Source organism: Pseudonocardia acidicola, from assembly GCF_012911935.1.
Lineage (GTDB): Bacteria > Actinomycetota > Actinomycetes > Mycobacteriales > Pseudonocardiaceae > Pseudonocardia > Pseudonocardia acidicola.
Genome location: NZ_JAAXLA010000028.1, coordinates 16,062 through 36,980 on the forward strand (window position 1 = coordinate 16,062; position 20,919 = coordinate 36,980).

Consider the following 20,919-nt stretch of genomic DNA (forward strand, 5'->3'; position numbering starts at 1 on the left):
ATGGCGGCGAAGGTGGCCGGCAGGGGCCGGGCCGGTACGGCGCCGGCCGAGGATGTCCGATCCGGCGAGGACAAGCACCGGTTGACGGCCGTCACCGGCCTGGCCGCGCTGGGGCTGGATGCGCTGGCGTCCTGCGCGTACGGCCCGGAGGCGATCGTGCTGGCGCTCTCCGCGGGCGGGCTCGCCGCCATCGGCTACGCGCTGCCGGTGACGCTGGTGATCGTCGGGCTGCTGGCGGTGCTGGTGGTCTGCTACCGGCAGGTGATCGCCGCCTACCCCGACGGCGGCGGTGCCTACACGGTGTCCCGGGACAACCTCGGCATGCGCGTCGGCCTGGTCGCGGCGGCGTCGTTGATCGTGGACTACGTGCTCAACGTCGCGGTCTCGGTGGCCGCCGGGGTGGCCGCGCTGACCTCGGCGTTCCCCATGCTGTTGCCCTGGACCGTCGAGCTGTGCCTGCTCGTGCTGCTGCTGGTCGCCGTGGTGAACCTGCGTGGCGTGGTGGCCGGCGGGCGGCTCTTCGCGGCCCCCGCCGCCGTGTTCGTCGCCGCCCTGGTCGTCGTGATCGTCGTCGGGTTGCTGCGCGGTGCCCCGGTGGAGCCGTTGCCGCCCATCGATCCGATCGTCGCGCCGGAGACGGTCGGGGTGCTGCTGCTGCTCGCGGCCTTCGCCAACGGGTGCGCGGCGCTGACCGGTGTCGAGGCCATCGCGAACGCCACCCCGGCCTTCCGGCGACCGCGCCGGACCCGGGCCCGCCGGGCCGAGGCCGGGCTCGGTGTCGTGCTGGGCTCACTGCTCATCGGGCTGGCCGTGCTGGTCCAGCACTTCCACGCCGGCCCGGTGTCCGGCCGCACTCTGCTCTCGCTGCTGGCCCAGGGCTCGGTCGGGACGGGCTGGCTGTACCTGGTCGTCCAGCTCTCGACGATGGTGCTGCTGTGCCTGGCCGCGAACACCTCCTACGGCGGCCTGCCGGTGCTGGCCGCGCGGGTGGCTCAGGACAACGCGCTGCCGCACGTGTTCGGGCTGCGCGGCGACCGGCAGGTCTACCGGGCATCGATCCTCGTGCTGACGGTGCTGGCCGCGGCGCTGCTCGTGTTCTCCGCGGGCGTGGTGCAGGTGCTCGTGCCGCTGTTCGCCATCGGGGTGTTCATCGGCTTCGCGCTGTGCCAGGCCGGCATGTTCCGGCACTGGTGGACCGTGCGGGGCCCGCGGTGGCGCAACCGGGCGGCGCTCAACGTGCTCGGCGCGCTGCTGACCGGGGCCGCTGCGCTGATCGTCGGGGCGGAGAAGTTCCACGCGGGGGCGTGGATCATCGTGCTGGTCATCCCGCTGCTGTACACCATGTTCCTGTTGGTGCGCCGGGCCTACCGGCGCATCGGGGCCGTGCTCGAGGTGGGCGCGTGCCCGCCGCGGCCGCGGCCGGCCGCCTCGGTCGTCGTGGTGCCGGTGGTCAGCATCAGCCGGCTCGCCGAGGAGAGCCTGTCGACGGCGCTGTCGATGGGTGACCGGGTGGTCGCGGTGCACGTCGTGCTCGGGCTGGAGGCCGACGACCTCGCCGCGACGGCCGAGCTGGAACGCCGGTGGCGGGAGTGGGCACCCGACGTCACGCTCGTGCTGCTCAGCGCCACCGACGACGCGGGGCGGCCCAGCCGGGTGGTGGCCCCGGCCGTTTCGGCCTACCTGCGGAAGCTGACCGCGAGCGGCCGGGAGCGGGTCATCCTGCTGATCGGGGAGGTCACCCCGGACCACTGGTGGCAGGCGGTCCTGTTCAACCGGCGCGGTGGTGCGGTGGCCCGGCACGCGGGGCGCAACAGCAGGGCGGTGGTGTGCCGGTTCCGCTTCCGGTTGCTGCCCCGCACGACCGGGACGGCGATGGGCCCGCGGCGTTCCCGGGTGCTCGTGCTGCCCCGCGGCGCCGACGACCCGCGGCTCGGCCCGTGGTGAGGCCTACAGCCAGCCGCGCCGCTTGAACACCAGCCACAGCAGGAACCCGAGTACGACCATCAGGCCGATGGCATAGGGGTAGCCCGCGGGCCAGTTCAGCTCCGGCATGTCATGGAAGTTCATCCCGTAGATCGAGGCGACCGTGGTGGGTGCGAAGAGGATCGCCGCCCACGACGAGATCCGCTTGACCTGCTCGTTCTGGTCGTAGCCCGCCTCGGTGAGCCGGGTGATCTCGTCATTCTGACGCTGGGCGACCAGCGCGGTGTTGACGGTGAGGATGTTGGTCAGCAACTGCCGGAAAGCCTCGGTGCGCTCGCGTACGCGGGTCGCGTGGTCGGCGACGTCGCGGAAGGCGCGGCGCAGCTCCGGATCGGTGGCGTCGCCATCCTTGCCGAGGCGTCCGCGCAGCTCCGTGAAGATCTCGGTGAGCGGCTCGACGGCCCGCTGGAACTCGATGACCTCACGGGTGAGCTGGTAGATCCGCCGGGAGGCGTTGGGGTCGCCGTCGAAGACCTGCACCTCGATCTCGTCGATGTCGTTCTGCAGGCCGTCGAGCACCGGCGCGTAGTCGTCGACGACCTTGTCGAGGACCGCGTAGAGCACCGCGAACGGGCCGTGGGCGAGCAGTTCGGGATTGTTCTCGAGGCGGTGCCGGACCTCCGCGAGGTCGGGTTCCTCGGCGTGCCGGACGGTGACGACGAAGTCGGGGCCCAGGAACAGGTGCACCTCGCCGATCTCGATGACCTCGACCGGGTCGACGTAGCGGGCCGGGCGCAGCACGGCGAACTGGATCTGGCCGTAGCGCTCGAACTTGGGCCGCTGGTGGGCGCTGATCGTGTCCTCGACGGCCAGCTCGTGGAGGTGGAACTCCTTCGCCACCGAGTTGATCTCGTCGACGCTCGGCCGCAGCAACCCGATCCAGCCGAAGCTGCGACCGTCGCCGGGGCAGCGGCGCAGCTCGGCGTAGGCCTGGTCGAGCGATGCCGGCTCCACGGCGCGGCGCCCGTCGACGTAGACCGCGTTGTCGACAACGGTCACGGCGGGCTCCTCGCTCAGTCGGCGGCGGGAACCCTCCTGCTCGGAGGCGCCGGGCCGGTGCCCGGACCAGGGGGTCCGCCGGGAGCAGGGTAGCTGCGCCGCCGGCGGGAGGGGCGCTGTGCTGTCCGGAGCGCCACGGCGAACCGGGCGATCAGCGCAACGAGGCATACGGCGCCCAGAACGACGAGCTCCGGTCGGGTGCCGCCGAGTTGGCCGAACCGATTGACCTCGAACCCGTCGTAGACCGCCCAGCACTGCGCGGCGGCCGCGAGCGCGCCGGGTGCGGTGGTCAGCAGGGCGACACCTGCCGCGGCGGCGGCCGCGAAAACCAGACCGGTGACACGGGTGTCGCCCAACGTCGACGCGACCACGGCGGCCACCACGCCGACGGGCAGCCCGAGCGCGCCGCCGGCCGGGCCGCTGATGACCGCGGGCTGGTACCACGGCCGCCGTCCGGGATCGCCGGGACGCCGGCCGTGGGGTACGGGACGGGGGACCAGCACGGGATACACACTGCCCCCGGCCGGACGGCTGACGGTGATTCCTGACGCGATCCTGGCGCCGGTCGGCCGGGTGTTGACGGGGCGGTGGCGTGGTCGAGCCGGGGTGCGAGCAGGACCGACCGTCACCGACCGTCATCGACCGGTGTTCCCGGCCCGCGACGATGCGGGCCAGGGTGGCGGCACCGCATCGCCTTCGCGATCGGAGGCGGCCGCGCCGTGCACGAGGTGAGCATCGAGTGCCACGAGTGCCTCGTACCGGCGGTCCACGTCCGCCCGGTCGGATTCGTCGGAGACCGAGGACAGGCACGCCCGGCGGATCTTCGTCGCCTGGTCGAGCAGAACCTGCTTCTGCCCGGCGTGCGAGGTCTGCTCCATGATCTTGGCGAGCGCATCGAGCTGCCTGATCATCACCGCCGGCATCCCGTGCCCGGCCTGCCGGATCTTCTCGAACGAGCGCTCTACGAGGCGGTCGTAGCTCGCCTGGTCCGAGATGACCCTGACGAAGCCGTGCCGATCGCGGTGCACACCGTTCGGGCGCCATACGTTCGCGATCTTGCACAGGCAGTCGCCCAGCCAATCGATGCAGGTCAAAGCGGTGAACGTGTCATTGACTGCGGAAGACAGTGCCCGCAGGGCGATCTCGACGAGCTGGTCGAGGCCGAACGACACATCCTGGGTGAGCATGCGGTACGGCCCGATGACCTGAGCGCGTTCCAGATGGTGGCCCACGTGCGCGGCCGCCGCCGCCGGCAGCACGACGGCCAGCGGGTGTCCCCGCACCATGAAGTGCCCGGGCCGATAGGGCAGGTGGATCACCGCGTCGACCTCCGCCGCGATACCCACGAGCGTCCGGTGGCGGATGAACTGCAGGTAACCACTCGCCGGTGTCGCGATGACCCCGCCGAACCGATCCATCGCGCGGATCAGATCGTCGACGGACGGTCCGCTCTCCTGCTCCGGGACGGTTGATTCGATGCTGTCGGCACTCTGTGCCTCGAGCGCCGTGGACAGGTCCTTGGCGATGCCCGCGATCACGTGCGGCAATTGGATCTGGTTCGCGATGTGGTTGATGAAATAGATGAGAACCGCGAGATCGGCGACCGCCAGCACGAACGACACGAGGATCGAAATGTGCGGGACGAAGTCCCCGTGCCGGCCCGGGCTGATCGACACCAGCACCAGGATGGCGTAGACGAAGGTCGCCACGAAAGTGCCGAGCGTGACCTGGGTGCCACGGTCCCGGATGAAGTTGCGCAGCATTCGGGGCCCGAACTGGGTCGAGGCGAGCGTCAGCGTGACGATGGTGATCGAGAAGACGATGCCCACGACGGTGATGACGGCCGCGGCGATCGTCGTCAAGATCTGCCGGGCTGCGTCGGCCGTCCCGTTGACCATCCAGCTCGGCGAGGTCAGGATCCCGTCGTACACGGCGCGGTCCAGCTCCACGGTCGCGGCGAACAGGGCGGTCGCGGCGAGGACCTCGAGGGTCGGGACGAACCACAGGTTCGTCCGCAGCGCCTCCCGGCGCCACTCCGACTCGAACCACAGGTTCGTCCGCAGCGCCTCTCGGCGCCGCGCCGACGTGACGGGGAACCGGCGGGTCACCGGCGGGATCTCGTGACTGGGCGTCCACGCCGACGGCTGGATGCGACCCGATCAGCGGTACCGAACAAGGTGAACCTCGCAGAGATCGCTCAGGATGCCGACCAGGCTTCCCGGCTCACCGAGGGCTCACCCTACCAGGTGATCTGTGCGCCACAGCGCATGTCGCGGCCCGGGTGACCGCTTGCGGGGCGTGAATTCGGGGCGATCGCGCGCGACCGCGGAATCATCACCTGCCGGCCGCAGCACCTTCTGCCGGAAATGGGCGAATGCGCCGTGGCGATGGTCGGTGGGAGGTGGGACCGCCGGGTGGCGTGACCGCCGCTGCGGCGGCGTCAGTGTCGGCCCGCGCCGCATCTGGGTCGCGTCAACATCGGTCACCGGGCGTGGCATCACGGGCGTCGAGGGGCCATATCTGTCCTGTCGGCGTCCGGGAGCGGGCGCCAGAGAACGTCGGAGGCTGCGGTGATCCTGCCCGGGCGCCACCCGCGCGGAACCGGCCTCGCCGTGCCCGGCCCGCGGTGGGCCGACCCGTGATCCCGATCCTGGTGGTGGACTCCGAGGGGCTCGCACCCTCGCTCGCTGTCAGGGTGCTGCGCCGCGGCGGCTTCGCCGTCGAGACCGTCCGCACCCTGCCCGAGGCCACCCTCGTGCTACGGCGCCGGGCGGTGCACGCGGCCGTCCTCGATACCGGTGTCACCGGCGCAGCCACCGCCGTCGCGCGCCTGCGGCTGCACACCTCCGTCCCGGTGCTGGTGCTGGTGCCGGCCGCACACGACGCTGCCGCCGAGACGATCGCCATCCTCGATGCCGGCGCCGACGACGTCCTGGTCGAGCCCGTCGACGTGGCGGAGTTCCTGGCCCGGCTGCGGGCGGCATTGCGGCGGACCGCTTACCGCGACCAGCCGCCACCGGTGGTCACCGACGACTTCGTCATCAACACGGCCGCCCGCCGGGTCCGGCTCACCGGCGGCGCCGAGATCCGGCTGACCGCCAAGGAGTGGCGTCTGCTCGGCGCCCTCGTGCATCGCGCGGGGCAGGTGATCGCCCCCGACCAGCTGCTGCGGGAGATCAGCGGTGGCGACGTCGTCGGCGGGGGCAGATGCCTGCGGGCGTGCCTGTGCAGCCTGCGGCGCAAGCTCGAACCCGATCCGGCCCACCCCCGCTACCTCATCTCGCACCCGGGGCTGGGGCTCGTCTTCGTCGCACGCGACCGAGGGGCGACGGGCGGGCGCGCGCCCGCCGGACCCGGCGCCACGTGACGCCACCGGCACCGTGTCACCGGCATCACACCCTCCGTGCCCGCCGCTAACAGCACGTCAAGATCGGGCATCTCGGGCGTCAAGCGGGCGTCTCGACCGCGCCCACCGCGCGTGGGTGGGCGCACGCTGCCTCGACCCGCCGGAGGTACCGGCGGACGGTTGCGAGGAGTGCACTGTGGCCGACCTGCTGTTCGCGCTGCTGCTGATCGGGGGTTTCGCGGTGCTGGTCCTGATCCTGCGCGGGTTGGAGCGGCTGTGAACAACCTGGCCAACGTGGTCGGGGGCGTCGTCGCCCTCGGGCTGCTCATCTACCTGTTCATCGCCCTGATCCGTCCGGAGCGCTTCTGATGTCCGACACCGCGGCCGGCCTGTTGCAGGTGGCGGCGCTGCTGGTGCTGCTCGCAGTGGTCTACGTGCCGTTCGGCAACTACCTCGCGCGGGTCTACACCGGTGCGAAGCACTGGCGGGTGGAGAAGGCGCTGTACCGCTTGGCCCGGGTCAACCCGGACGCCGAGCAGCGCTGGACCACCTACGCCAGCGGCGTGCTCGGCTTCTCGTTCGTCTCGATCGTGCTGCTCTACCTGCTGCAGCGGTTGCAGCCGTTCCTGCCGTTCGCGTTCGGCCGCGGGTTCGACGGCGACACGATCCCGCCGGCGATGGCGTTCAACAACGCCGTCTCGTTCATGACCAACACGAACTGGCAGTCCTACACCCCGGAGCAGGTCGCGGGCCACAGCATCCAGATGCTCGGCTTCACCGTGCAGAACTTCGTGTCGGCGGCGGTGGGCATGGCGGTCGCGGTGGCACTGTTCCGCGGGTTCGCGCGCTCGGGCACCGATCGGCTCGGCAACTTCTGGGTCGACCTCGTACGCGGCACCGTGCGGGTGCTGCTGCCGATCGCGTTCGTCGCCGCGATCGTGCTGGTGGCATCCGGCGTGGTCATGTCGCTGCGCTCGGGTGTCACGGTCACCACCGTCGACGGCAGCCGGCACACCCTGGCCCTGGCGCCGGCGGCGTCCCAGGAGGCGATCAAGGAGCTCGGCACGAACGGCGGCGGGATCTTCAACGCCAACTCCGCGCACCCGTTCGAGAACCCCGGCGCTCTCACCAACCTGCTGGAGATCTTCCTGCTGCTGTGCATCCCGGTGTCGCTGACCCGCACGTTCGGCAAGATGGTCGGCAACGCCCGGCAGGGCACCGTGCTCGTCGCGGTGATGGGCGTGCTCTGGGGCTCGCTGCTCGCCATCTCCTGGTGGGCGGAGACCCATCCGAACCCCGGTGCGGTGGCCACCCGGGCCGCCGGATCGGCCCTGGAGGGCAAGGAGGTCCGCTTCGGGATACCGGCCTCGTCGCTGTTCGAGATCTCCACCACCGGCACCTCGACGGGTGCGGTGAACTCGATGCACGACAGCTTCACCGGCGCAGGGGGCGGCGCGGCGCTGCTCAACCTGCTGCTCGGGGAGATCGCTCCGGGCGGGGTCGGCACCGGGATGTACGCCATCCTGATCTTCGCCGTGATCGCGGTGTTCCTGGCCGGGCTGATGGTGGGGCGCACTCCGGAGTACCTGGGCAAGAAGCTGGGCCGGGTGCAGGTCACCACGGCCGCCGTGTCGATCCTCGCCATGCCGACCCTGGTGCTGCTCGGCGCGGGCCTCGCCATCGCACTGCCGAGCACACTCAACGCGCTGAACAACAGCGGTGCGCACGGCTTCTCCGAGGCCCTCTACGCCTACGCCTCGGCGTCGAACAACAACGGCAGCGCTTTCGCCGGCATCACCGTGACCAGCGACTTCTTCCAGTCCACGCTCGGCATCGCGATGCTGTTCGGCCGGCTGATCCCGATCATGGCGGCACTCGCCCTGGCCGGTTCGCTCGCCACCCAGAAGCGGCTCGAGCCGGGGGCGGGCAGCCTGCCCACCGACGGTCCGCTGTTCGGTGTACTCGTCGGCGGGACGATCCTGCTGGTCGGGGCACTGGTCTTCTTCCCGGCCCTGGCGCTGGGCCCGATCGCAGAGGCTCTCTCATGAACACCGACACGACCGTCGCCCCGAAGCGGCCGGAGCAGACCGCCGTGGAGCGGTCGTCGCGGGCCGCGGTGTCCGCCGGGGCCTTCAGCGTTCGACAGATGCTGGCCTCGACCCCGGACGCGCTGCGCAAGCTCAACCCGCGCGCCCAGCTGCGCAACCCGGTCATGTTCGTCGTCTGGGTCGGATCCGCGCTGGTCACGGTGCAGGCCATCGTCCAGCCGTCCACCTTCGCGTGGTGGATCGCGGTGTGGCTGTGGTTCACCGTGCTGTTCGCCAACCTGGCCGAGGCGGTGGCCGAGGGCCGGGGCAAGGCGCAGGCCGAGTCGCTGCGGCGGACCCGGAAGGAGACCGTCGCGCGGCGGCTGCGCCCGGACGGTTCGGAGGAGCAGGTGCCCGGCACCGAACTCACGATCGGTGACCGGGTCGTGGTCGAGGCCGGCGAGACGATCCCGGGCGACGGCGACATCATCGAGGGCATCGCGACCGTCGACGAGTCGGCCATCACCGGCGAGTCGGCGCCCGTCATCCGGGAGTCCGGCGGCGACCGCAGCTCGGTCACCGGCGGCACGACGGTGCTCTCCGACCGGATCATCGTGGAGATCACGACCAAGCCCGGGGAGTCGTTCGTCGACCGGATGATCGCGCTGGTCGAGGGGGCTTCCCGGCAGAAGACACCCAACGAGATCGCACTGACGATCCTGCTCGCCGCGCTGACGATCATCTTCTTGCTCACGGTCGTCGCGCTGCAGCCGATGGCCGGCTACGCCGGTGCGCAGCAGTCGCTGATCGTGCTCACCGCCCTGCTCGTCTGCCTGATCCCGACGACGATCGGCGCGCTGCTCTCCGCGATCGGCATCGCGGGCATGGACCGGCTCGTGCAGCGCAACGTGCTGGCCACGTCCGGGCGGGCCGTCGAAGCCGCCGGCGACGTCGACACCCTGCTGATGGACAAGACCGGCACCATCACCTTCGGCAACCGGCAGGCCACCGAGCTGATCCCGCTCGACGGGGTGTCGATCGCCCGGCTGGCGGCGGCGGCCCGGTTGTCCAGCCTGGCCGACCAGACCCCGGAGGGCCGCAGCATCGTCGAGCTCTGCGCGCGCGAGCACGGCCTCCCGGCCGAGGCGACCGCCGATGAGGCGGTCGCGGAGTTCGTGCCGTTCTCCGCACAGACCCGGATGTCCGGGCTGGACGTCGACGGCCGCTCGATCCGCAAGGGTGCGGCCAGCGCGGTCGCGGCCTGGGCGTCGGGCAACGGAGCCCGCGCCACGAGTTCACCGGAGGTCACCCGGCTCGTCGACGAGATCGCCGAGCAGGGCGCGACCCCGCTCGTCGTCGCCGAGGCCGGCACCGCCGCCGGCGGGGACGGTGCCCGGCTGCTCGGCGTCATCCGGCTCTCCGACGTGGTCAAGCCCGGTATCGCGCAGCGCTTCGCGGAGCTGCGGGTGATGGGCATCCGCACGGTGATGATCACCGGCGACAACCCGCTCACCGCCCGCGCGATCGCGGTCGAGGCGGGCGTGGACGACTACCTCGCGGAGGCCACGCCCGAGGACAAGATGGCGCTGATCCGCAAGGAGCAGGAGGGCGGGCGGCTGGTCGCGATGACCGGCGACGGCACCAACGACGCGCCCGCTCTGGCCCAGGCCGACGTCGGCGTCGCGATGAACACCGGGACGGCCGCGGCCAAGGAGGCCGGCAACATGGTCGACCTGGACTCCGACCCGACGAAGCTCATCGAGATCGTCGAGATCGGCAAGCAGCTGCTGATCACCCGCGGGGCGCTCACCACGTTCTCGGTGGCCAACGACCTGGCCAAGTACTTCGCGATCCTGCCGGCCATGTTCGCCGTGATCTACCCGGGGCTCGCCACGCTGAACGTCATGCACCTGGCCACGCCGAGGTCCGCGATCCTGTCCGCGGTCATCTTCAACGCGCTGATCATCGTGGCGCTCATCCCGCTGGCCCTGCGCGGGGTCCGCTACCGGCCCTCGAACGCCGCATCGCTGCTGCGCCGCAACCTGCTGATCTACGGGCTGGGCGGCGTGGTGTCGCCCTTCGTCGGGATCTTCCTCCTCGACCTGCTGGTCCGACACATCCCGGGGATCTGACGATGCTCACGACGCTATGGCGGCAGACCGCCACCGGGCTGCGGCTGCTGATCCTGCTGACGGTGCTGTGCGGGGTGGTCTACCCGCTGGCGGTGTGGGGCGTGGCGCACCTGCCGGGCCTGTCCGGGCGGGCCGAGGGGTCGGTCGTCACCGCGGGCGGCGCCCCGGCCGGCTCGTCGCTGATCGGGGTGGACCCGGTGGCCGCCGACCCGAACAACGACCCGTTCTTCCACACCCGCCCGTCCGCCACCGCGCAGGACGTGCTCGGGCCCGGGGACACCACGACCTCGGGCGGGTCGAACCTGGCCGGTGACTCGACCAAGCTGCTCCAGCAGGTCGCGCAACGCCGGGCGGCGATCGCGGCCCGCGAGGGCGTGGCTCCCGAGCAGGTGCCGCCGGACGCCGTCACGGCCTCGGCCTCCGGGCTCGACCCGGACATCAGCCCGGCGTACGCCGCGCTGCAGGTGCCGCGGGTCGCGCGGGTCAACGGGCTGCCGGTGGGGCGGGTGCAGGCCCTGGTCGCGGAGGCCACCGACGGCCGGGCCCTCGGGTTCCTCGGCGAACCGACGGTGAACGTCACCGAGCTGAACCTCGCGGTGCAGCATGCCGTGAGCGGTAAGTAGTGCTCCGGCACCACCTACCGCTCACGGGCGCGTCAGCGCTGCGGCTCGAGGATCACCACCGGGATGTCCCGGTCGGTCTTCGTGGCGTACTCGTCGTAGGCGGGCCAGATCTCGGCCATCTTCGGCCAGAGCCGGGCCTTCTCGTCGGCGTCGGCGGTGCGCGCCTTCGCGGCCAGCTTCTGCGGCCCGACCTGGATCTCGACGTCGGGGTCGGCCTGAAGGTTGAGGTACCAGACGGGGTGGTCCGGAGCGCCGCCCTTGGAGGCGACGATGACGTAGTTGCCGTCGTCCTCGCCGTAGATCAGCGCGGTGCGCCGCGGCGTGCCGGTCCTGCGGCCGGTCACGGTGAGCAGCAGCGTCGGGACGCCGTTCCACTCGTGCCCCTCGGTGCCGCCCGACTCGTCGTACTGCTTGATGTGTTCGTTGACCCAGCCGACCGGGCTGTCGACCGGCTCGCCCTGCGGTTCACTCATGATTCCTCCTGCGACACGGATGCCGGGCATGATCGTTCCCGAGCCTACGGCCGGGTGCGCGGCCGGGCACGACGATCACTCGGTCCCGGCCTCCGTGGGCGCCGACAGCCGGACCTCCTCCACGTCGTCCGCCCCGCGTCGCCCGGATCGGCCACCTGCAGCCCGTGCGCGTTCTCCGTGGACGCACCCCCTGCCCCTCACCGGGTGACGGGGCATCGCGCGTGACGGGAACGACGCTCGACAAGGGCGTTGCGCGACGGAGAATGGCATCGTGACACGGCGCGGTGAGCTGCGCATCTACCTCGGGGCCGCCCCCGGGGTGGGGAAGACCTACGCCATGCTCGGCGAGGGACGGCGGCGGGCCGAACGCGGCACCGACGTCGTCGTCGGCCTGGTCGAGACGTACGGCCGGGCCAAGACGGTGGCGATGCTGGAGGGCCTGGAGACGGTGCCGCGGCGCACGTTCGCGCACCGCGGCACGCAGCTCGAGGAGATGGACGTCGACGCGGTGCTGGCCCGCCACCCGACGGTCGTCCTGGTCGACGAGCTCGCCCACACCAATGCCCCGGGCTCGCGTAACCCCAAGCGCTGGCAGGACGTCGAGGAGCTGCTCGAGGCCGGCATCGACGTGCTGAGCACGGTCAACGTGCAGCATCTGGAATCGCTCAACGACGTCGTGGAACGCATCACCGGGGTCCGCCAGCGCGAGACGGTGCCCGACGAGGTGGTGCGCCGCGCCGGGCAGCTCGAGCTCGTCGACATCACCCCGGAGGCGCTGCGCCGCCGGATGGCGCACGGCAACATCTACGCCGCGGAGAAGGTCGACGCCGCGCTGGCCAACTACTTCCAGCCCGGCAACCTCATCGCGTTGCGTGAGCTCGCGCTGCTGTGGGTGGCCGACGAGGTGGACGAGGCGCTGCAGCGCTACCGCACCGACAAGCGGATCACCGATGTGTGGGAGACCCGGGAGCGGGTGGTGGTCGCCCTCACCGGCGGGCCGGAGAGCGAGACGGTGCTGCGCAGGGCCGCCCGGATCGCCAAGCGTGCCGGGCAGGCCGATCTGCTCGCCGTGCACGTGCTGCGCGGCGACGGGCTGGCCGGCCCGCCGGTCGGGGCGGTGTCCGGGCTGCGCCGGCTGGCCGACGGGGTCGGCGCGACCTTCCACACCGTCGTCGGCGACGATGTCCCGGCCGCGTTGCTCGACTTCGCCCGCGGGGTCAACGCCACCCAGCTCGTGCTCGGTACGTCGCGGCGCTCCCGGCTGGCCCGGTTGTTCGACCAGGGCATCGGCGCGCGTGTCGTGCAGGAGTCCGGACCGATCGACGTGCACATGGTGACCCACGACGCCGCCGGTGGCGGCCTGCATCTGCCGGCGTGGCGCAGCGGGCTGGCGCCCGGGCGGATCTGGGTCGGCTGGGTGCTCGCCGTGCTGGCGCCGGCGCTGGCCACCGGACTGGGCACCCTGCTCGACGGCGTCATCGGGCTGTCCACCGACGTCGTGCTGTTCTTCCTGGCCACGGTGCTCGTCGCCGTGGTCGGCGGGCTCGGCCCGGCGCTGCTCGCCGCGCTGCTGGGCGGGCTGCTGCTCAACTTCTTCCTGACCCCGCCGCTGTACTCGTTCACCATCGGGCAGAGCGCGAACGTGATCACGGTCGCCGCGATGCTGGTCGTCGCCGTGCTCGTGGCGCTGCTCGTCGACCGGGCCGCCCGGCGCGCCGAACAGGCCGCCCGGGCCCGCGCGGAGGCCGCCCTGCTGGCGTCGTTCGCGCGCAGCGTGCTCACCCGCACCGACCCGCTGCCACGGCTGCTGGAGAAGGTCCGCGAGGCCTTCGGGCTGCGGTCGGTCGCGCTGATCGAGAGGACCGCCGGCGGCGGGCCCGGCTGGACCCGGGTGGCGGTGTCCGGCCCGCCCGACTGCGGACGGCCCGACGAGGCCGACGTCGACGTCGAGGTGGAACCCGACCTGCACCTGATCGGCACCGGCCGGTCCCTGCCCGCGTCGTACACGCGGCTGCTGGAGACCGTCGGTGGTCAGGCGCTGCTGGCGTTGCGCAGCCAGCGCTCCGCCGCGGAGGCGGAGAGCGCCCGGCGCCGCGCCGAGGCCACCGAGACGCGCAGCGCCCTGTTGTCCGCGGTCGGGCACGACCTGCGCAGCCCGCTCACGTCGATCAAGGCCGCCGCCGGCAGCCTCCGCGACCCGAACCTGCTGCTCTCCGAGGACGACCGCGCGGACCTGCTGGCCACCGTGGAGGAGTCCGCCGACCGGCTCACCGGGTTGGTGGACAACCTGCTGGACTCGTCGCGGCTGGCCGCCGGCGCGGTCACGCCGCTGCTGGCCCCCGTCGGCTACGACGAGGTGGCCGCGCGGGCGCTGGTCGGGGTGGACGGTGCGGCCCGGGTGAGCGTGGAGATCCCCGAGGACCTGCCCGACGTCGTGGCCGACGCCGGGCTGCTGGAGAGAGTGGTGGCCAACGTGGTGGACAACGCGCTGCGGCACGGTGACGGGGCGCCCGTCGCGCTGCGCGCGAGCGCCTACGGCGATCGGGTCGAGCTGCGGATCGTCGACAGCGGGCCGGGGGTGCCGCGGGGGTCCCGCGACGGGCTGTTCGTGGCGTTCCAGCGGCTCGGCGACCGGGACCCGACGACCGGCGTCGGGCTCGGCCTCGCCGTGGCCCGCGGGTTCACCGAGGCCATGGGCGGCACCCTGTGCGCGGAGGACACCCCGGGTGGCGGGCTGACCGTCGTGGTGTCATTGCCGATCGCCGCCGCCCCGGCCGTACCGGCGGACGCCGCGGGGCCGCTGCGGTGACCAGCGATGCGGCGGGGACCGGGGTGCGGGTGCTCGTCGTCGACGACGATCCGCAGATCCTGCGCGCCCTGCGGATCAACCTGACCGCGCACGGCTACCACGTGCTCGTCGCCGCCGACGGTGCCGCGGCGCTGCGGGTGGCCGCCGACGGGCATCCCGACGTCGTCGTGCTGGACCTCGGTCTGCCCGACCTCGACGGCATCGACGTCATCGAGGGGCTGCGCGGCTGGACCGCGGTCCCGATCATCGTGCTGTCGGCACGCACCGACTCCTCCGACAAGGTGCGTGCCCTCGACGCCGGTGCCGACGACTACGTGACCAAGCCGTTCGGGATGGCCGAGCTGCTGGCGCGGCTGCGGGCGGCGGTGCGGCGTGCGTCCGCGGGCTCGGTCGACGGCGACGCGGTGGTGGACGTCGGGGCGTTCCGGGTCGACCTGGCCGCCAAACGGGTGGCCCGCGGTGACCAGGAGGTGCACCTGACGCCGACCGAGTGGGGCATCCTCGAGATGCTCGTGCGCCACCGCGGCAAGCTGGTCGGCCAGCGCGAGCTGCTCCGCGAGGTATGGGGCCCCACCTACGGCAAGGAGACCAACTACCTGCGCGTCTACCTCGCCCAGCTGCGCCGCAAGCTCGAACCGGAGCCGTCCCGGCCGCGGTACCTGATCACCGAGCCGGGGATGGGGTACCGGTTCGACGGGTGACGCCTCATGATCGCCGGTTTCGGGACATGCGCGGCCATGGGCGGCCGCAATGTCCCGGATGTGCTGATCATGCGGCGGCCGTGAGCGTGGCGCGGACCTCGTCGAGGACTCTCGCGGGTTCGTTCGCGAGGTCGTGCCAGGTGAAGCGCAACAGGTCCCAGCCGGCCCGGACCAGCGCGTTGCCCTTACGGCGGTCGGTGCGGAAGCGCTCGGCGTCGACGTGCCAGGCCCAGCCGTCGACCTCGACGGCGACCCGCACGGCGGGAAAGGCCAGGTCGATGCGGTAGGCCCCGAAGGGGTGACCCGTGGTCCAGCCGGTGATTCCGGCGTTGCGCAGGATCGTGACGAGCAGCCGCTCGGCGGCAGAGTCGGCCCGGTCCGCCGCGGCGATCAGCAGGTCACCGGCCGCGCATGAGCCCCGGCGGCCCATGTTGCGGCAGAACGCCCGGTAGACCGCGGGGAACCGGACGTGACGCTGCAGCGCGCGGTCCAGGAATATCGATCCGCTGCGGGACAGTGCGACGGCCGTCTCCAGGGCGGTCAGCGGGGCGTCGGTGAGCCAGACGTCCCGGAGCCCGATCAGATCCGGCGGCGGCAGGTCGCGCCGCCGGATCCGGATCCCGGGTTGGGGACGGGGCTTGGCCCGCGCCGGGACCGTCACCTCGATCACCGCGGGCGCCTTCGGCAGCATCCCGTGCCAGTACGCTGCGGCCGGCCCGGACACCGCGGCGTTCTCACCTGCCCACAGGCCTGCCGCGCGGACCCGCACCTCGTCGGTCAGCCGGTGCCCACCGAGCAGGTAAACGCCGGTGTGCAGGGCCCGCCACCGGCCGGAGGCGACGCGGCGTCGCACTGTGCGGCCCGACATGCCGTGCTCAAGCGCCTGCCCGAGGCTCAGCACACCGGCCTGGCGTCTCAGCAGATGATCGATGGACATGCGGCCAGGATCGGGTGACCCGGCTTCGGGCGGGCCCGATTCGGTGAAATCGCCGCCCATGATCGGCGTTCCCGGGACCTCCCGGCCAGGGATGGCCGGAACGTCCCGCAAAAGGCGATCTTGGCGGGCTTCAGCGGCCGAAGTCCTGGGTCCAGTAGTCGCCGCGGGAGTCGTAGCCGACGCCGATGGTGGTCAGTGAGCAGTCCAGGATGTTCGCGCGGTGGCCGGGCGAGTTCATCCAGGCGTCGACGACGGCGGCGGCGTCGGGCTGGCCCTGGGCGATGTTCTCCGCGCCGGGCGCGGGATAGCCCTCGGCCTGCAGTCGGTCGCCGAACGAGCTGCCGTCGCTCCCGGTGTGCGAGAAGTAGTTGTTCGACGCCATGTCGGCGCTGTGTTGCTGGGCCGCGGCGGTGACGCGGGCGTCGACCTGCAGTGCGCCGCAGCCGGCCCGGGCGCGCTGCGCGTTGGTCAGCGCGACGACCTGGGCGGCCGGGGTGCCCGCCGGTGCGGCGGCCGGGGCCGGAGCGGGCCGCTGCGCGGTGGTCCGCACCGCGGCCCGGGTCGTCGTGGCCGGGACCGGGGTGGTGGTACCTACCGGCGCCGTCGTCGTCGGCGGCGCGGTAGGCGTGGCCGCCGGCGTGGTCGTGGCCGGCGGTGGCGCGGCGAGCGCCGGCGGCGGAGCCGGGGCCGCGGTGACCCGGGCGGCGGGGGTGAACGTGGGTGCCGGCGTCTCGGCGCCGGCCGGCCCGCCGAGCGCGGCGGTCCAGGACCCCGGGAGCGCCGAGGCCCCGACGGTGGCGCCGAGTCCCGCGAGGAGGGCGCCCATGGTGAGCCCGACCAACAGCACCCCGCCGCGCATCCATGATCGAGTCACGGCGCGGTAACGTAGCAGCACTGTGAGTATCAACTCGGATTCCGCCGTTCGGCTCACCGCATGGGTCCACGGGAAGGTACAGGGAGTGGGTTTCCGCTGGTGGACCCGCTCCCGCGCGCTCGAGATCGGCCTCGTCGGACAGGCCCGGAACCTCCCCGACGGGCGGGTCGCGGTGGTTGCGGAGGGTGATCGGGCGGCGTGCGAGCGGCTGCTCGAGGCGCTGCGCAGCGGCCACACCCCGGGCCGGGTGGACCAGGTCGTGGAGCAGTGGACGCGGGCGCGCGGGGGGTTCTCCGGATTCGTCGAGGCCTGACACCGAGCCGAGAACGGCGCGCTACTCGGCGTCCGGACGCCGCCCGGTAGCCTTCGTGGCCACCTGCCCCCCGGGAGACCACGCACCGTGTACCTCAAGAGCCTGACGTTGAAGGGCTTCAAGTCCTTCGCCTCGGCCACGACGCTGCGCCTGGAACCGGGCATCACCTGCGTGGTCGGGCCGAACGGCTCGGGCAAGTCCAACGTCGTCGACGCGATCAGCTGGGTGCTCGGCGAGCAGGGTGCCAAGGCGCTGCGCGGCGGCAAGATGGAGGACGTGATCTTCGCCGGCACGGCCGGCCGGGCGCCGCTGGGCCGCGCCGAGGTCACCCTGACCATCGACAACTCCGACGGCGCGCTGCCCATCGAGTACTCCGAGGTCTCGATCACCCGCCGGATGTTCCGCGACGGCGCGGGCGAGTACGAGATCAACGGCTCGAGCTGCCGGCTCCTCGACATCCAGGAGCTGCTCAGCGACTCCGGCATCGGCCGCGAGATGCACGTCATCGTCGGGCAGGGCCAGCTCGACTCGGTGCTGCAGTCCAAGCCCGAGGACCGTCGCGCCTACATCGAGGAGGCCGCGGGCGTCCTCAAGCACCGCAAGCGCAAGGAGAAGGCGCTGCGGAAGCTCGACGCGATGCAGGCCAACCTGACCCGGCTCACCGACCTCACCGCCGAGCTGCGCCGCCAGCTCAAGCCGCTGGGCCGGCAGGCCGAGATCGCCCGGCGCGCTCAGGCCGTGCAGGCCGAACTGCGGGACGCCCGGCTGCGGATCGCCGCCGACGACCTGGTCACGCTGCGCGACTCCCTCGCCCGGGAGGAGGCCGACGAGGCCGCGGCCCGGGCCCGGCGCGCGGAGGTCGAGGAAGAACTCGTCGTGGCCCGCGAAGCGCAGGAGTCGTTGGAGGAGGCGCTGGCGGCGGACGCGCCGCGGCTGGCCGCCGCCCAGGACGTCTGGTACCGGCTCTCGGCGCTGGCCGAGCGGTTGCGCGGCACCGTGCGGCTGGCCCAGGAGCGCGCCCGGCACCTGGCCGACGCCGCCGCGGAACGGGCCCCGGGCCGCGATCCCGACGAGCTGGAGCGCGAGGCCGACGCGGTCGCCGAGCAGGAGGAGGAGCTGGTCGCCGTCGTCGCGGAGGCCCGCCGCCGGCTGGCGGAGGTGCTGGAGGAACGCGCCGAGCACGAGCGCACCCTGGCCGCGGCCGAGCGGGCCCACCTGGCCGCGGTGCGGGCCATCGCCGACCGCAAGGCCGGGCTGGCGACGCTGGCCGGGAAGGCCGAGGCGCTGCGCAGCGGCGCGGCGGCCACCGCCGAGGAGATCGAGCGGCTCTCCGACGCCCTCGGTGAGGCGCAGGCCCGTACCGAGCAGGCCGTGGCCGAGCTGGAGGCCGCCCGCGACGAGTTGGGCGTGCTCGACGACGGCGACTCCGACCTCGGCGATCGCGTGGCCGCCGCGGCCGAGGTGCACCAGAGCGCCCGCGAACGTGTCGCCGAGTTGGTGAAGCGGGAGCGCGAGGTCGAGCAGCAGCGGGCGCACTGGCGGGCCCGGGTCGACGCGCTGTCGGTGGGCCTGGCTCGCAAGGACGGCAGCGGGGCGTTGTTGTCCGGCGACCTCGACGGAGTGCTCGGCGCGGTGTCCGGGCTGCTCAGCGTCGACCCGGCGGCCCGCACCGCACTCGCCGCCGCGCTGGGCGAGCTCGCCGAGGGCGTCGCCGTCGACTCACCGGACGCCGCGGTCGCGGCGCTGCGCAGGCTGCGCTCCACCGACGCGGGGAGCGCGACGCTGCTCGTCGGCGCCCCGGGCGAGGCGGCCGCGGCCGGCGAGCCCCCGGCCGGGCGATGGGCGTCGGCGCTGGTCACGGCGGCGGAGCCGCTCGCAGGCGCGGTGCGCCGGGTGCTGCGCGACGTCGTCGTGGTCGACGACCTGGACGCCGCCCGCGCGCTGGTGGACGCCCGCCCGGAGCTCACCGCGGTGACCCGGGACGGCGACGTGCTCGCCGCCGGCCGGGCCCGCGGCGGCTCCGGCGCGGCGTCGAGTGCGCTGGACGTGCAGGCCGCGGTGAACGAGGCGCTGGAGGCCCGGGAGAAGGTCGAGCAGGAGCTGGCCCGGCTGCGCCCGGCGCTGGACGGGGCACGCGCCGAGGAGGCCGCCCGGCAGACCGACCTGGAGGCCGCCCGGCAGACGCAGAAGGCCGCCGAGTCCCGCCGGTCCGCGGCGAGCAACCAGCTCGGGCGGCTGGAGCAGGTCGTCCGGTCGGCGGAGGCGGAGGCGCAGCGGCTGCTCGAACGCCGCGACGCCGTCGAGGCCCGCCGCTCCGACGCGCTCCTCGCGCTGGAGGCCGCCGAGGAACAGCTCCTGGTGGCCGAGGGCGAGCCGCTCGACGACGAACCGGACACCGAGATCCGGGACGCGGCCGCCGACGCGTTGGCCGCGGCGCGCTCGGAGGAGGTCGAGTCGCGGCTGACGCTGCGCACCGCCGAGGAGCGGGCTCGCGCGATCGCCGGCCGGGCGGAGTCGCTGCGCCGGCAGGCCGCGTCGGAACGGCAGGCGCGGGCGCGGGCCGCAGCGGCGCGCGCCGAGCGCGAGCGCGGGGCGGCGGTCGCGGCCCTCGTGGTCTCCGCGGGTGAGGCCGCGCTGGAGCGCATGGAGGTGTCGCTGGCCGAGGCGGCCACCGAGCGGGACGCGGCCGCGGCCGCCCGGGCCGAGCGGGAGACCGCGCTGACCGCGGCGCGCAGCACGTCGATGCGGCTGACCGCGCTGCTGGAGAAGCTCACCGACGCCGTGCATCGCGACGAGGTGATGCGCGCGCAGTCGCGGCTGCGGCTCGAGCAGCTCACCGAGAAGGTGCTCGCCGATCACGGCATCGGCGTGGAGGACCTGGTCGCCGAGTACGGGCCGAACGTGGCCGTGCCGCCGAGCCCGGCGGAGCTGGCCGAGTACGAGGCGGCCAAGGAGCGCGGGGAGGACGTCGTCGCCCCGCCGGCGATGCCGTTCGACCGGGCCGCGCAGGAGCGCCGGGTCAAGCGCGCGGAGAAGGACCTCTCGTTGCTGGGCAAGGTCAACCCGCTGGCGCTGGAGGAGTTCGCCGCGCTGGAGGAGCGCTACCGGTTCCTGTCCACCCAGCTCGAGGACCTCAAGAACACCCGGCGCGACCTGCTCACCGTGGTCCGCGAGGTCGACGACAAGATCCTCGAGGTGTTCACGTCCGCCTACGCCGACGTGGCCCGCGAGTTCGAGATCGTGTTCTCCACGCTGTTCCCCGGCGGCGAGGGCCGGCTCGTGCTCACCGACCCCGACGACATGCTCACGACCGGCATCGAGGTGGAGGCGCGGCCGCCGGGCAAGAAGGTCAAGCGGCTGTCGCTGCTGTCCGGCGGGGAGCGTTCGCTGACCGCGATGGCGCTGCTGGTCGCGATCTTCCGGGCCCGGCCGTCGCCGTTCTACATCCTCGACGAGATCGAGGCCGCCCTCGACGACGTCAACCTGCGGCGGCTGATCAGCCTGATGGAGGAGCTGCGGTCGACGAGCCAGCTCATCGTCATCACGCACCAGAAGCCCACCATGGAGGTCGCCGACGCGCTCTACGGCGTGTCGATGCGCGGCGACGGCATTACCACGGTGATCTCGCAGCGGCTGCGTCCGGCGTCCTAGCGTCGACGATCATGGGTGCCGGGCGGCCTCGGGACGCCCGGCATGACAGGC

17 protein-coding genes are annotated in these 20,919 nt (G+C 73.0%); 11 read left to right on the forward strand and 6 right to left on the reverse strand.

Annotated features, from left to right (window positions below; translation table 11 throughout):
• Nucleotides 1–1,944, forward strand: coding sequence for an APC family permease (locus HF526_RS16300; RefSeq protein ID WP_169382302.1), 1,944 nt, complete (start codon nt 1–3; stop codon nt 1,942–1,944).
• A 3-nt stretch (nt 1,945–1,947) separates the two neighbouring features.
• On the opposite strand, the gene HF526_RS16305 is transcribed toward HF526_RS16300, so the two are convergent.
• From HF526_RS16305 to HF526_RS16315, 3 genes are all read right to left on the reverse strand, one after another.
• The gene (locus HF526_RS16305) at nt 1,948–2,982 is read right to left on the reverse strand and encodes a CorA family divalent cation transporter (protein WP_169382303.1); all 1,035 of its coding nucleotides are present in this window, start codon (nt 2,980–2,982) and stop codon (nt 1,948–1,950) included.
• 14 nt (nt 2,983–2,996) lie between these two features.
• Nucleotides 2,997–3,485, reverse strand: a complete 489-nt coding sequence (locus HF526_RS35435) for a hypothetical protein (protein WP_169382304.1) — start codon at nt 3,483–3,485, stop codon at nt 2,997–2,999.
• A gap of 132 nt (nt 3,486–3,617) precedes the next feature.
• Nucleotides 3,618–5,090, reverse strand: a complete 1,473-nt coding sequence (locus HF526_RS16315; protein WP_211177314.1) for a DUF2254 domain-containing protein — start codon at nt 5,088–5,090, stop codon at nt 3,618–3,620.
• A 530-nt stretch (nt 5,091–5,620) separates the two neighbouring features.
• Between HF526_RS16315 and HF526_RS16320 the strand changes: the two genes are divergently transcribed.
• The 6 genes from HF526_RS16320 (at nt 5,621) to kdpC (ending at nt 11,110) form a co-directional block, all read left to right on the forward strand.
• Nucleotides 5,621–6,349 carry a winged helix-turn-helix domain-containing protein gene (locus HF526_RS16320; RefSeq protein ID WP_169382305.1) on the forward strand — a complete coding sequence of 243 codons (729 nt, stop codon included), beginning with the start codon at nt 5,621–5,623 and terminating at the stop codon, nt 6,347–6,349.
• Between the two features lie 115 nt (nt 6,350–6,464).
• Nucleotides 6,465–6,608 carry a hypothetical protein gene (locus HF526_RS16325; protein WP_169382288.1) on the forward strand — a complete coding sequence of 48 codons (144 nt, stop codon included), beginning with the start codon at nt 6,465–6,467 and terminating at the stop codon, nt 6,606–6,608.
• Complete coding sequence (kdpF, locus tag HF526_RS16330) at nt 6,605–6,697, forward strand: K(+)-transporting ATPase subunit F (protein ID WP_169382306.1); 93 nt, start codon at nt 6,605–6,607, stop codon at nt 6,695–6,697. The genes HF526_RS16325 and kdpF overlap by 4 nt, the downstream gene beginning before the upstream one ends.
• Nucleotides 6,697–8,376: a potassium-transporting ATPase subunit KdpA gene (gene kdpA / locus HF526_RS16335; protein ID WP_169382307.1), complete on the forward strand. Its 1,680-nt coding sequence runs from the start codon at nt 6,697–6,699 to the stop codon at nt 8,374–8,376. Before kdpF ends, kdpA begins: the two co-directional genes overlap by 1 nt.
• Nucleotides 8,377–8,474: 98 nt before the next feature.
• Complete coding sequence (gene kdpB, locus HF526_RS16340; protein WP_239028770.1) at nt 8,475–10,487, forward strand: potassium-transporting ATPase subunit KdpB; 2,013 nt, start codon at nt 8,475–8,477, stop codon at nt 10,485–10,487.
• Nucleotides 10,488–10,489: 2 nt separating this feature from the next.
• Nucleotides 10,490–11,110, forward strand: coding sequence for a K(+)-transporting ATPase subunit C (gene kdpC, locus HF526_RS16345; RefSeq protein ID WP_169382309.1), 621 nt, complete (start codon nt 10,490–10,492; stop codon nt 11,108–11,110).
• Nucleotides 11,111–11,142: 32 nt separating this feature from the next.
• Here kdpC and HF526_RS16350 read toward each other — a convergent pair whose 3' ends face one another.
• A complete protein-coding gene (locus tag HF526_RS16350) occupies nt 11,143–11,583 on the reverse strand; it encodes a nitroreductase family deazaflavin-dependent oxidoreductase (protein WP_169382310.1) in 441 nt (146 codons plus the stop codon).
• Nucleotides 11,584–11,854: 271 nt separating this feature from the next.
• On the opposite strand from HF526_RS16350, the gene HF526_RS16355 reads away from it, so the two are divergent.
• Together HF526_RS16355 and HF526_RS16360 are read left to right on the forward strand one after the other, a co-directional pair.
• Nucleotides 11,855–14,392, forward strand: a complete 2,538-nt coding sequence (locus HF526_RS16355) for a sensor histidine kinase (protein ID WP_338051521.1) — start codon at nt 11,855–11,857, stop codon at nt 14,390–14,392.
• Nucleotides 14,389–15,093, forward strand: coding sequence for a response regulator (locus HF526_RS16360; RefSeq protein WP_338051522.1), 705 nt, complete (start codon nt 14,389–14,391; stop codon nt 15,091–15,093). The genes HF526_RS16355 and HF526_RS16360 overlap by 4 nt, the downstream gene beginning before the upstream one ends.
• Before the next feature lie 67 nt (nt 15,094–15,160).
• Here HF526_RS16360 and HF526_RS16365 read toward each other — a convergent pair whose 3' ends face one another.
• Together HF526_RS16365 and HF526_RS16370 are read right to left on the reverse strand one after the other, a co-directional pair.
• Nucleotides 15,161–16,030 (reverse strand): type IV toxin-antitoxin system AbiEi family antitoxin domain-containing protein, encoded by an 870-nt coding sequence (locus tag HF526_RS16365; protein ID WP_169382311.1) that lies wholly within the window; start codon nt 16,028–16,030, stop codon nt 15,161–15,163.
• A 130-nt stretch (nt 16,031–16,160) separates the two neighbouring features.
• Nucleotides 16,161–16,904, reverse strand: coding sequence for a CAP domain-containing protein (locus tag HF526_RS16370; RefSeq protein WP_338051523.1), 744 nt, complete (start codon nt 16,902–16,904; stop codon nt 16,161–16,163).
• 22 nt (nt 16,905–16,926) lie between these two features.
• Between HF526_RS16370 and HF526_RS16375 the strand changes: the two genes are divergently transcribed.
• On the forward strand, nt 16,927–17,217 hold the full coding sequence (locus tag HF526_RS16375; protein WP_169382312.1) for an acylphosphatase: 291 nt from the start codon (nt 16,927–16,929) through the stop codon (nt 17,215–17,217).
• 87 nt (nt 17,218–17,304) lie between these two features.
• Nucleotides 17,305–20,868, forward strand: coding sequence for a chromosome segregation protein SMC (gene smc, locus HF526_RS16380; protein WP_169382313.1), 3,564 nt, complete (start codon nt 17,305–17,307; stop codon nt 20,866–20,868).
• Nucleotides 20,869–20,919 lie beyond the last annotated feature (51 nt).

Bases quoted from the DNA above. Each gene is read 5' to 3' on its own strand.
- kdpA (WP_169382307.1), top strand. From the start codon at position 6,697: ATGTCCGACACCGCGGCCGGCCTGTTGCAGGTGGCGGCGCTGCTGGTG.
- kdpB (WP_239028770.1), top strand. From the start codon at position 8,475: ATGCTGGCCTCGACCCCGGACGCGCTGCGCAAGCTCAACCCGCGCGCC.
- HF526_RS16300 (WP_169382302.1), top strand. From the start codon at position 1: ATGGCGGCGAAGGTGGCCGGCAGGGGCCGGGCCGGTACGGCGCCGGCC.
- HF526_RS16365 (WP_169382311.1), bottom strand. From the start codon at position 16,030: ATGTCCATCGATCATCTGCTGAGACGCCAGGCCGGTGTGCTGAGCCTC.
- kdpC (WP_169382309.1), top strand. From the start codon at position 10,490: ATGCTCACGACGCTATGGCGGCAGACCGCCACCGGGCTGCGGCTGCTG.
- HF526_RS16350 (WP_169382310.1), bottom strand. From the start codon at position 11,583: ATGAGTGAACCGCAGGGCGAGCCGGTCGACAGCCCGGTCGGCTGGGTC.